Below are 11,442 nucleotides of genomic sequence, written 5' to 3'. Positions count from 1 at the left end.
TGACGGTTGACCAGTGATAATTCTTTTGTACGGGCGTTAGGCGAAGCCCATGCCGTCAGGCTATATGGCCATTCGCCCCTACGACTTTTCACTTGTACGGGCGAATGGCCATTCGCCCCTACGACTTTTCACTTTCCCTCAACCAACAACCACCAACCACCAACAAACAACAAACAACAAACAACAACCAACAACAAACAACCAATAACAATCAACCAATAACAATCAACCAATAACAAAAAAATGGATATTTACAAAAGTGCAATTCGTCCCATTATTTTCTCTGGATTACAACCAGATCCAGAGTGGTGGCATCATCAAACAATGGAAGTTTTGAGCGCCTGGGATAGTACCAGTAATCTGCCATTTAGTAACTGGATTCTGGGACAAGTGGCGAGTTCTTTTCAGTGCAGCGATCGCCGCTTAGAAATGTCTTTATGGGGGGTGAATTTTCCCAATCCCATTGGATTAGCGGCGGGGTTTGATAAGAATGGCACCGCTGCGCGGGTTTGGTCAAAGTTGGGCTTTGGTTTTGCGGAATTGGGAACGGTGACATTTCACGGGCAACCGGGTAATCCTCGTCCCCGAATGTTTCGCTTGCCAGAGGATTTAGCAGCGATTAATCGGATGGGTTTTAATAATCAAGGGGCGGCAGCATTAGCCACCCGTTTATCGGAATGGAAAAGAAGTCAATTCAGCGATCGAACTACGGATCAAACTAGAGAAAATTGGCCAATTTTGGGAATTAATTTAGGCAAGTCTAAAGTCACGCCCTTAGAAGATGCCCCGGCTGATTATTTGGGCAGTTTTCGGCTGTTAAAAGATTTAGGCGATTATTTTGTGGTGAATGTTTCCTCACCCAATACTCCGGGTTTAAGAACTTTGCAAGGGGCGGAACAGTTGTCAGCAATTTTGGATGTTTTGCAACAGGAAAATCAGGGAATTAAACCTATTTTAGTTAAGATTGCTCCCGATTTAGAATGGGACGCGATTTCTGAGGCGATCGCGGTGGCGAAAAATTACCAAATTTCCGGAATGATTGCCACAAATACGACCATTCGCCGCGAGGGTTTAAAAACTCAAATCATTCGGTTAACGGGTCAACCTGTGACAGCAGAAGCGGGCGGTCTGAGTGGCGCACCTTTAAAACAGCGTTCTACAGAGATTATTAGATTTATTTGGCAGGAAACAGGCGGACAAATGCCGATTATTGGTACTGGGGGAATTTTTACCGCTGAAGATGCTTGGGAAAAGATTACTGCTGGGGCAAGTTTGCTAGAAATTTATACGGGGTTAATTTATGAAGGCCCCTGGATGATTCGGCGAATTTGTGAGGGGTTATTAGATAAATTAGCGGCGCATAATTTAACCAGTTTGAGTCAGGCGATCGGTATGGCTCATTCAGCGGGAAAATAAAATTAGATTCATTTCAATAGACAATTCTGGCAAAATACCGGCTTCGATCCCCCCAACCCCCCTTAAAAAGGGGGGCTTTTTAGAAGCGCGAAATTAACCAATAACAAATAACCAACAACAAACAACAATCAACAATCAACAATCAACAAACAACAATCAACAATCAATGTTTTTTGTTTAAGTCCAGAGCAGTGGTAATATGTTTTCGGGTAAACATTGACCGGAGCTACAAACAACCGGGGAGTGCAACATGAGCGGTGAAAAACGGCGGTATATCAGAGTAGACGAAACAGAATTACGGCGTTTGCGGGAACAAGAAAGCCGTTTACGGTCGGTGCAGCAAGATTTACCAGACCGATTAAATGCGGTGGCACAGCAAACCAGGCAGGAGATGCAGCAACGGTTAAGATATTTGGCAGAACGGGAGGAAAGACAAGCGGAACAAACTAAACAACTGAGAAGTTATTTAGAAAATTTAGAAGAAAATACTCATCAATATTTACAGCAACAGCGAGAGCAATTTAAGTCCGCTTTGCAAGAGGCACAGTTGCGCCAAGAACAAGCGATCGCCAGCCAAAAACATGACCTAAAATTGGCAATGCACGCGGGGTTTGAGCAACAGCGCGAAGAATATTTACGGCTGACTAGAGAACAGCGTCAAGAATATCAGCAATTATTCACCCAGGAACGCCAAGCGAGAGAAAAAGGTCAGCTTCAGCTTCAGCAACAAATCGATCGCATGGTGCAGGATATTCAGGATATCCATAAAAGTCAAGAACGCAAAAATCAACTAGCTCAGGATTTGTTGGCGGATGTGCGCGAAATTTGGTTAGCCATAGATCGCGATTATCAACATCAACGGTTTGCTCCCGGTGCGTTGGCAAAGTTACAGCGATCGCTGGATATGGCGAAAAATAATATTGCCGCCGGAGTCAGTGAAGCCGCGATCGCCACCAGTCAAAAAACCTATCTAGATTTAGTCGATTTACGGTTAGAAATAGAACAAAAAGAACAAGAATGGTTGCTACTTTATAATGCTGCCTTACAAGATATTAGAAGTTTAATTGCCGAAGTCCAAGCTAACCGACAATGCACCATTGAAATTGGCAGTGATGAAGATGCGGAAGCCTTTAAATTAGAGGTGGATTACTGGAGTGCTGGGGCGCTGACTGCTTATGAACAAAACTTAGCGGCCATAGAAAGTCAACTAACTACCAATGAAGGGAGTTTAACCACCGAAATTCTCCAAGAATTAGGGGCAAAAATTGAAACCTTGCAGCCACAACTCGGAGAGATTGTGGAACAGGCAAAATTGGCGATTTTGAGTTCTCAATTACGAGCAGAAATAGGCGATCGCGTAGTAGAAGCGCTTTCTGCCCTCGGTTATAGTTTGGTCGATCCACAAGCGGATTCTTGTTATGCAGCCGAAGATCCTCGCCAAGCTTATGGGGTGAAAGTGAAAAATATTGCCGGGGATGAAGTGGTCACGGTCATTACTCCCGATCGCGATTTTGGGGTAAATTCAATTTCGATTAACACTTTCAGCCCCACATTGCTGGATGAAAAAGCAACTCAACAAAATTCTCAGGCAATTTTTGAACTTTTGAACGAAGAAGGCGTCAGACAAAGCGGTGAGTTAGTCTGTAATCCTGAACCGAAGCCGGAATATCGAGAATTACAGCAGTTCAGACAACAGAACACTCAAGTTGAACAAGAAACCCGGTTTCTGGGTTAACTCATGTTAAGTAGGTGAACATAATTAATTGCACTTTTAGTTCCCCGCCGATAGGCTTTGGATTCCCGCCTTCGCGGGAATGACAGTTTTTTTCTCATGGGGTCTGTGATGCATTTATAGCAATTGTCATAGTGATGAAGTACAAAAAAACCTGTCATTCCCGCGAAGGCGGGAATCCAGAAAACCTCTGTACTTCCGAAGGGACAATAACCGCTATATTTCTGCCCGTCTACTTAAACCACCAAAACTTAAATTAAGAAACCGGGTTTCTGCGTGAAACTATGCCAAAAAACCAAGACTTAAACCAAGAAACCCGGTTTCTAATTATGAGACAATTAACAAAAATTCTCGCTGCGGGAGACCCAGCGCCTTTATTTGTTTTGCCAACCATTGAAGAACAAGAGGTTTTTCTCGCACAACAAGCAGGGACGCCCATTGTTTTATTATTTTATGGCAATGATGAATTGCCCTCTTGTCGTCAAGTTGCGGCAACTTTTCGCGACTGTATGCCCGAGTTTAAGCAGTTAAATACTCAAGTAATTAGCATTAGTTCAAACTCTCCTTTAGCCGGGCAAAAATTTGCTCAATATTACCAGATTTTTTTTTCTTTTCTCCGAAATAAATTGATGATTATGATGTAATTTTGTTTGATGTTCTAAAAACAATAGAGACGCGATCGCTCGCGTCTCTATATGCTAACAATTAAAGAAAATTTTAAGGATTAGAGGAAAAATTTCCGGGAGTAGATTCGCTGGCATTATTGGAATAAGGAGCGTCTACAAATCCCAATTCATACAACTGTTGATAAGCTTGTTGTCCCAGTTCGCGAGTCGGCTGTTGAGAGCGAATGATTTGAATCAGTAAAGGAATGGCTAATTCTGGCTTGTTGTCAGCGCGATGAACCAAGGCAAGCTGATAAGTAGCTTCATCTCTCATTTGGGCAGTTTCTACGGCTCGATCTCTATAAAAATCCGATTTGTCATTATCAATGCCGGAAAAAGCTGCCGCTAGTTGTTCTGAGAAATTAGACAGTTGATTGAGCATCCCACGGGTTTGTTGTAGTTGTTCAATAGCGCCAGCATAGTTTTCTTGAGCGATCGCTTCTCTTGCTTTTTCCAATAACCGCTTTCCCGCTTCGATACCGAGTAAACTATTTTCCCGTGCCAAGGGCGGAATGGTTTCCGGATCCGAGTTGGCTTCTGAAGTTCTCGGCCCAAACCCTAATTCTAATAGTAGCTGATCCGCTTGTGCGCCTAATTCTCGGCCAATTCCTTGAGATTGAATCACTTGAATCAGCAAAGGAACCGAAAGTTCCGGCTCATTTTGACGGCGATGAATTAAGGCCAATTCATAAGTGGCTTCATCTCGTTTTTGGGCGGTTTCCACCGCTTGATAACGGTGCCATTCCGCAACTTTATTGTCCAATCCTGAGAAGGTGCTGGAGAGTTGTTGATGAAAATTAGATAGCTGATTAAAAATTTGACGGGCTTGTTGTAGTTTTTCAGCGGCCAGGGCATAATTTTCTTCAGCGATCGCACTTTTAGCCTCGGCCATCAAACGATTTCCCCCCACTAGGCTTAACACACTGGTTTCTTGCGCTAAAGGACGAAGATTTTGTGGCCTAGTCGGATTCTCTGAATTTGGGGAGAAACCGAGGGGATTTGTGGTTGGGTTAGACTGTTGAGAATTAGCAGAATTATCAGAATTAGCAGAATTATTCTCCGGCATGGCTTCCTGGGCAGCCGCAGAGGGCATCAAACTTAATGAAGCCACTAAAGGAAGGGAGAATAAATGAATCAAAGCAAAAAGCCGAATTGAGGCAAAAGATACCAACATGGAGATCATCCCGCTAACAACTACCGTGAACTAAAGCATGCATCTAATGCTTCAGAAACGATCGGGGGAAAGCGGGGCGGGGAATACCGCTTCCCAGGACACAGACAAATAATCAACGGTTCTGACTGTTAGATCAAGAAAGAGAAACGTTCATCGATCGCAACCGGCAACTTGTTAATATCTTACGAAGATATTTTGATTGTCCAGGATCTTCGCTCCAAGACTGTCTCCGGTTGAGTCAGCCATTGACCGCGACTGGTTGGATGAAAACAATTTGGTAAATGCCAAATTTTTAGATATCTTAACATTCTTGGTTAAAGCCGCAAGGAATAATCACGAATTCCGGCCTAAAATTCCTCAATTATGTTTGTGTCAATTGTTTTGTGGATCGCCGAAGATATACCATAGGATTCGGAGCGTGGAGAGCGAAGGGGCATCGAGATTAAGCGGTTTCTCAAGGAGTTCATGTAATGACAAATATCGATCTTTCCTACAAAGGCGTTGGCTTGGCTGATGAAAATCTCGGCATTTTCTTACAACGAGGTGGGGAAGAAATTCCCCTGGTGAAGGTGCGCGATCGCTTCACCATCTGTCCGGCCACCTCAGAGGCGATGGACTGGGACAGAATTATTCCCGCCAAACAACATAAAACGGTTACTCGCACTAATTTAGAAGTATTCATAGTGGAACCAGAAAACCTGGCAGCCGCAATGGAACAAGCCCGATCCTTGGACGTAGTGGAATTTGTCAGTCATGTATATCAAGGACAAAACGATCCGGGATTCTTGGTGTATTTGGGCAATGAAATCACCATTCAATTTGCGGACTATGTAGACCCAGCCACCCAACAGGCGATCGCCACTGCCGTCGGACTCAAACTCCTTCGACCCCTCGAAGGAATTCCCCACACCTTCATCTTTGAACTAACCCGCGAATGTCGGGAAAATCCCATCAAAATTGCCAACCGGCTGATGCGTACCGAACAAGTCCTCATCGCCGAACCCAACATCATCACGGAAACCCAGGCACACTACCGCCCCCAAGACAGCCTTTATCACAAACAATGGTATCTCAACCACACTGGCGGCGCTCAACTTGCCGCTAACTCCCACATCAACGTCGAATCAGCCTGGGACATCACCAGAGGGCTGCGTTCCGTGGTCATCGCCATCACCGACGACTCTATTGACCTCAACCACCCAGACTTTCAAGGTCTAGGAAAAATCGTCGCCCCCCGCGACCTCAAAGACAAAGACTTCCTCCCCCTACCCGGTACAGCCGAAGACAATCATGGCACCTCTTGCGCCGGAATTGCCTTAGCCGAAGAAAATGGCACCGGCATTGTTGGCGTTGCCCCTGGTTGTGCCATGATGCCCATTAGAACCACCGGCTATTTAGACGACAAATCCATCGAGGATCTATTTGACTGGGCATCCACCAAAGGCGCCTCAGTCATATCTTGCAGTTGGGGGGCTTCCGCCGTCCACTTTCCCCTCTCCCTGCGGCAACAGGCGGCGGTCACTCGCGCTGCCACCCAAGGTCGGCAGGGCAAAGGTTGCGTCATTGTCTTCGCCGCTGGCAATTCCAACCGCCCCACCTCCGACACCGTAAATGAAACCGGCTGGCCGAACAATGTCATCTCCGGGCGCACTCAATGGCTGAGTGGTTTTGCCACTCACCCCGACGTAATTGCAGTTTCCGCCTCCACCAGCTTGAACAAAAAAGCCGCCTACAGTAATTGGGGCAAATCCATTTCCGTCTGTGCCCCCAGCAACAACGCCCCTCCTGGCATTTGGTTGCCGGAAACGGGCTATATTGCCACCGCCCCACAAATCACCCAATCTCTCAGCGGTCTAGGAGTTTTCACCACAGACCGGGTAGGGGCTGCGGGCTATGACCAAACCGACTTTACCGGATACTTTGGCGGCACCTCTAGTGCTTGCCCGGTGGTTGCCGGAGTTGCCGCCTTAGTCCTTTCGGCCAATCCCGATCTCACCGCCAAACAAGTTAAGCAAATACTCGAACAAACCGCCGATAAAATCGTTGACCCTGACCCTGATCCCCAATTAGGGATTAAATTAGGCACTTATGACAGCAACAGACATTCTCAATGGTTTGGCTATGGCAAAGTCAATGCCGGAAAAGCCGTGGCTTATGCCCATCAACTTTATGCGGTGCAACGGTGGATTTCCCGCTGGACAAAACAGCGCATCTCTCAAATCTTTAAAATTCCTGACTACCAAGCGTCTGCTAACAGTTTATTTCCTTTAAATGTCTTCGGCACCACCAATGCCCCAGGCATCACCAGTGAAGTGTCAATTTCTGACAGTAACCCTGTTAAGGATATTGAAGTTACGGTGAATATTCAACATCAATTCTTGGGCGATATTGAAATCTATTTAATGGCACCAAACCAAAAAATCGTCCAACTCCAAAGTCGGAATTTAGGCAGTCAAACTCAGCTAAACAAATCCTATAATTTGCAAAATACTCCCCTGCTTCGCCAATTTGCCGGATTGTCCGCCAAAGGCACCTGGAAATTAATCGTTGTTGATTGTGTTCCTGGGGATACGGGAACTTTGAATAATTGGGAATTAAACTTAGGATTGTAAGGGCAAAGCATTCCGGGATAAATATAGCGGTTATGATCCCGATGAAGTACAGAGGTCTTCTGGATTCCCGCCTTTACCCCCGCGAAGGCGCGAAGCCTGCGCGAAGCGAGCTTAGGCGTGGGGCGGGAATGACAGATTTTTTTGTAATTCATAACTCTGACAATATTCTGACAATATATTATATTATATGATCCAATAATTATAGGATAATATTTATGTCGGAATGCGGCGGATTTTTCTGTCCAAATATGTATTCATACCCAAAAAATTATTCCTATAATTTATAGGTAAATTTGGGCGCAATGCTTGCGCCCAAATTTTAATGGTATAGCTATTTCAATTGTAGTTTAGACAATACATCAGGGGCGCTTTTCCGTAGCGCCCCTACAGCAGATCAATCTATATCGTAGGGGCGCAATGCGATCGCCCGCAATGCGGAAGTACAGAGGTTTTCTGGATTCCCGCGCGGGAATGACAGGGTTTTTTGTAGTTCACAACTCTGACAAGTGCTTTATCTAGATTTCTCAAAAATTGTCAGTAAAACTGGGGTAATTAAATAATAATGTCCCAAACAAGTTAAGCCCGCTGTGGCTCCCATTTTTTCCCGGAGTTCGGGGCTATACAGTTTAAAGCCTTTGGGAGAAAATGAAATATGTATCGGTTCTTTTTGATACTTAAAACTTGAATCAACTAGATAAAAACGCCCCCCTGGACGGAGCACTCGCTGCACTTCCGATAAAAACTTTTTCGGGTGCTGATAATGTAAAAAACTAATGGTATTAAATACCGCATCAAACTGTGATTCCGCAAAGGGCAAAGACTCGGCGTTGCCTTGAATGAAGATTAGTCGAGGGCGATGGTTTCTAGACTGTCTTGCTTGGGCCAACATTCCCGGAGAAAAATCTAATCCGGTTCCCCGTAATTCAGGAAAGTGACCGGCTAAACGGTTTAAAAGTTTGCCTGTCCCACAGCCAATGTCCAAGACATTAGGTTGGGGCGGCAGGGTGACATATTTTAGCAATCTTTGGTGAACTGCTTGGTAAAAAACTGAGGGAAATGTCCAATCATAGCTGAGTGACCAGGTGTTAAAAAAATCTTCTTTTTTCATTGGCGATGATTCTCCCAAATCTCCGATTAAATTAGGCGATCGCTACATCAAATATAATCATTTCAAATAAGAATAGGATTTTAGTCAGCCCTCAGCCTAAATCCCTCTCCCAAGTTGGGAGAGGGATTTGAAAAGCCGCCACTCTGACATAAGTCTTACTCCCCTCCTCTCCCCCTCTTCCCCCCTATCCCAACTATGGCCGCCCCCCGCGAGGGGGCAGGCGTCGGTTGGGGGTGAGGGGGGGTGAGGCAATATCCAGTGTTTCATTTATTTCTCCGTCTCTTTCCTAGTGAATTCCTAGGATTTCTCCAGTCACTTTTTGTGCGCGGCGTATCAAGCAGTTTCGCCACTTAGTTACTAGGAGGGTTCAAGACGATGGTTCCCATAACGCTATCCATGAGCAATTGACTCATATGCCAACTTTTTTGACCATCTGCTTAGGTCTTATCGGCTTCGGGAGAGCTCGCTTCACAAGATTGATAGGTATTCCGCTCCGTGGGGCTGATGTCGATGACAAGAGTGGATGGCTCCACAGAAGTCTTTGTCTGTGGGACTGTCTCACACATCTCAAGAGTTATCTTTCTTTCAGACGGCTGGAAGAAATACCCCGCGCACGTTTTGAATATTATTCTCCACTTTTCACGGGAACGAATCGCACATTTGAATTAACTATATAATGATTAACTTATCATCATTAATCAAGATTTTGTGTCAACATTTGTAAATTAAAAAATAACTTTATATAAAGGCTTGATGGCGCATCCGCGCCGCGAGAGCGAACGGACTGGAGTAACAGGCAATTAATTATTGGAGATGTCTATTTAAATCTCGGTGACAATGCCAAAGTTACCTCAGTTATCTCAGTTATCTCAGTTATCTCAGCAACCCGGTCTCTTGGTGAGTTTCTTGGGTTAAATGTGCGATGCGATCGCCTCTTTTAATAACGGCGGATTATAGCCCAAACCAAAAGCTTTAGAACTATCCAAAGACACATCTGGAGGACGCGGGGCTGACATTTGCACATTTTTTTGCAAACAGGGTTTCAGCTTCGCGGATTCTAACTTCCGTACTTCCACTAACAAGCGGAAAAAATCATAACGAGAAATTCGTTCTTTCCCCCCTAAATGGATAATTCCTTGCCACTGATTTTCCACGGCCAATAATAACCCCTCTGCCGCAGTTTTGCCGCTGACCGGAGTCCTAAACTCATCCATAAATAAAGACAACTCTTCCCCCGCTTGCAATTTCGCCAACATCGGTTGAATAAAACTTTCGGCTACCGGGCCACCATTGCCAAACATTAACGGCATTCGACAAATTGCCGTCAAAGGATAGCGGGATAACATAGCATTTTCAGCCATAACTTTTTGTTCCCCATAAAAACTCACGGGACACACCGAATCGGTTTCTTGATAAGGCGGATTTAACCCATCAAAAACCAAATCCGTGGAAGTAAACACACAGGGTATTTCTGCATCAGCACATAATCCGGCAATATTAGCAGAAACGGTCACATTAATTTCCTGAGAAATTTGCGGATGGTTTTGACAAAAATTCGGCTGGGAAGCCGCCGCCGCGTGAATCACCGCATCGGGTTTTACCTCTTGAAATAGGTGTTTAAGTTCCTGGTAATTAGTTAGGTCAAATTGGGATAAGTTCACCCCAGGGATTACTAGGGGATGAGCCAAGTAAGTCCCATATACTTGCCATTTTTTGCCCGCTATTTGGCAGATATTCCAGCCCAGAAAGCCACTACAACCTGTAAGTAATAGTTTTTTCATAATCTAAACAACATCTAAACAAGTTTTTTTTATTTCCTTAACCGGGTTTCTTTAGACAATTTCGGCCAGACATAAGTTTTGCCAGAAACCCGGTTTATTTTCTTGGTTCTCGGTTTCTCTTCGTGTCCTATGTGCCTGGTGAAAAGCATATCCTAATTTTGCCTAAAAAAATCTGGCGCTACCGTGACAACCCCTCTATTACTTTTTTCCTGTGCCAATAGCATATCTACCAGTTGTGCCTGGGGCAACTGTTAAAAAGTCTTTCGGTATGGTAGCTTTGGCAAGTAATCTATCAAGTAATCTATATTGATATCACAACTTTACTCCAACATATGCCCCGGTCAAGCCCTTGACCTGAATCCTTGCAGGGGATAAATTCCCCGGATCTATTGAGCAAGCAAATTTGATATAACTAAGCATGGGGATTTTCTTATGGAACCAAATTCTGTGTTATTTACTACGGAAGAGTTAGAACAGTGGCGAAAAAATTTAGCAGTTGCTAATAGAAATAATATTTTTTGTCATTGTCGCAATTGCGAGGCTGAATGGGTTGATTCTTCGGAGGATAATCTTTGTCCCGAATGTGGCAGCAGAAATATTGAGCATATTTCCTGTTGGCAATTTCCTGATGATTAGTTGATGGTTGTTTGTTGTTGGTTGGTGGTTGTTGGTTGTTTGTTTTTGTTTGTTGTTGGTTAACCCAGAAACCCGGTTTCTATTTTAGTTTAAGTTTTCCGCAAGGGTTGACGCAAGAAACCGGGTTTCTTAGCCTAAAAGTTAACCCAGAAACCCGGTTTCTATTTTAGTTTAAGTTTTCCGCAAGGGTTGACGCAAGAAACCGGGTTTCTTAGCCTAAAAGTTAACCCAGAAACCCGGTTTCTATTTTAGTTTAAGTTTTCCGCAAGGGTTGACGCAAGAAACCGGGTTTCTTAGCCTAAAAGTTAAGCCAGAAAC

General features: G+C 44.6%; 8 protein-coding genes. 5 read left to right on the top strand and 3 right to left on the bottom strand.

Annotation, left to right across the window (positions count from 1 at the left end; all coding sequences use genetic code 11):
- Positions 1-243 precede the first annotated feature (243 nt).
- From AM228_RS25675 to AM228_RS25665, 3 genes are all read left to right on the top strand, one after another.
- Positions 244-1,416, top strand: a complete 1,173-nt coding sequence (locus AM228_RS25675) for a quinone-dependent dihydroorotate dehydrogenase (RefSeq protein WP_054469765.1) — start codon at positions 244-246, stop codon at positions 1,414-1,416.
- A gap of 250 nt (positions 1,417-1,666) precedes the next feature.
- Positions 1,667-3,151: a hypothetical protein gene (locus tag AM228_RS25670; protein WP_054469764.1), complete on the top strand. Its 1,485-nt coding sequence runs from the start codon at positions 1,667-1,669 to the stop codon at positions 3,149-3,151.
- Positions 3,152-3,432: 281 nt separating this feature from the next.
- Positions 3,433-3,792 (top strand): redoxin domain-containing protein, encoded by a 360-nt coding sequence (locus tag AM228_RS25665; protein ID WP_054469763.1) that lies wholly within the window; start codon positions 3,433-3,435, stop codon positions 3,790-3,792.
- Between the two features lie 73 nt (positions 3,793-3,865).
- Here AM228_RS25665 and AM228_RS37040 read toward each other — a convergent pair whose 3' ends face one another.
- Positions 3,866-4,987 (bottom strand): hypothetical protein, encoded by a 1,122-nt coding sequence (locus tag AM228_RS37040; protein WP_072160926.1) that lies wholly within the window; start codon positions 4,985-4,987, stop codon positions 3,866-3,868.
- Between the two features lie 470 nt (positions 4,988-5,457).
- Between AM228_RS37040 and AM228_RS25655 the strand changes: the two genes are divergently transcribed.
- Positions 5,458-7,599: a S8 family serine peptidase gene (locus AM228_RS25655; protein ID WP_054469762.1), complete on the top strand. Its 2,142-nt coding sequence runs from the start codon at positions 5,458-5,460 to the stop codon at positions 7,597-7,599.
- A 511-nt stretch (positions 7,600-8,110) separates the two neighbouring features.
- On the opposite strand, the gene AM228_RS25645 is transcribed toward AM228_RS25655, so the two are convergent.
- Together AM228_RS25645 and AM228_RS25640 are read right to left on the bottom strand one after the other, a co-directional pair.
- A complete protein-coding gene (locus AM228_RS25645) occupies positions 8,111-8,707 on the bottom strand; it encodes a class I SAM-dependent methyltransferase (RefSeq protein WP_054469760.1) in 597 nt (198 codons plus the stop codon).
- Between the two features lie 911 nt (positions 8,708-9,618).
- Positions 9,619-10,488 (bottom strand): NAD(P)-dependent oxidoreductase, encoded by an 870-nt coding sequence (locus tag AM228_RS25640; RefSeq protein WP_054469759.1) that lies wholly within the window; start codon positions 10,486-10,488, stop codon positions 9,619-9,621.
- A gap of 432 nt (positions 10,489-10,920) precedes the next feature.
- Between AM228_RS25640 and AM228_RS25635 the strand changes: the two genes are divergently transcribed.
- Positions 10,921-11,124 carry a hypothetical protein gene (locus AM228_RS25635; RefSeq protein WP_054469758.1) on the top strand — a complete coding sequence of 68 codons (204 nt, stop codon included), beginning with the start codon at positions 10,921-10,923 and terminating at the stop codon, positions 11,122-11,124.
- Positions 11,125-11,442 lie beyond the last annotated feature (318 nt).

Source organism: Planktothricoides sp. SR001, from assembly GCF_001276715.1.
Taxonomy (GTDB): domain Bacteria; phylum Cyanobacteriota; class Cyanobacteriia; order Cyanobacteriales; family Laspinemataceae; genus Planktothricoides; species Planktothricoides raciborskii.
Note: the sequence above shows the minus strand (reverse complement) of the source record. Positions and strands in the feature narration are given on the sequence as shown.

What these genes read in the sequence shown, in the direction of transcription:
- AM228_RS25640 (WP_054469759.1), bottom strand. Translation starts at nt 10,488, where the DNA reads ATGAAAAAACTATTACTTACAGGTTGTAGTGGCTTTCTGGGCTGGAAT.
- AM228_RS25635 (WP_054469758.1), top strand. Translation starts at nt 10,921, where the DNA reads ATGGAACCAAATTCTGTGTTATTTACTACGGAAGAGTTAGAACAGTGG.
- AM228_RS25645 (WP_054469760.1), bottom strand. Translation starts at nt 8,707, where the DNA reads ATGAAAAAAGAAGATTTTTTTAACACCTGGTCACTCAGCTATGATTGG.
- AM228_RS25665 (WP_054469763.1), top strand. Translation starts at nt 3,433, where the DNA reads ATGCCAAAAAACCAAGACTTAAACCAAGAAACCCGGTTTCTAATTATG.
- AM228_RS25670 (WP_054469764.1), top strand. Translation starts at nt 1,667, where the DNA reads ATGAGCGGTGAAAAACGGCGGTATATCAGAGTAGACGAAACAGAATTA.
- AM228_RS37040 (WP_072160926.1), bottom strand. Translation starts at nt 4,987, where the DNA reads ATGTTGGTATCTTTTGCCTCAATTCGGCTTTTTGCTTTGATTCATTTA.
- AM228_RS25655 (WP_054469762.1), top strand. Translation starts at nt 5,458, where the DNA reads ATGACAAATATCGATCTTTCCTACAAAGGCGTTGGCTTGGCTGATGAA.
- AM228_RS25675 (WP_054469765.1), top strand. Translation starts at nt 244, where the DNA reads ATGGATATTTACAAAAGTGCAATTCGTCCCATTATTTTCTCTGGATTA.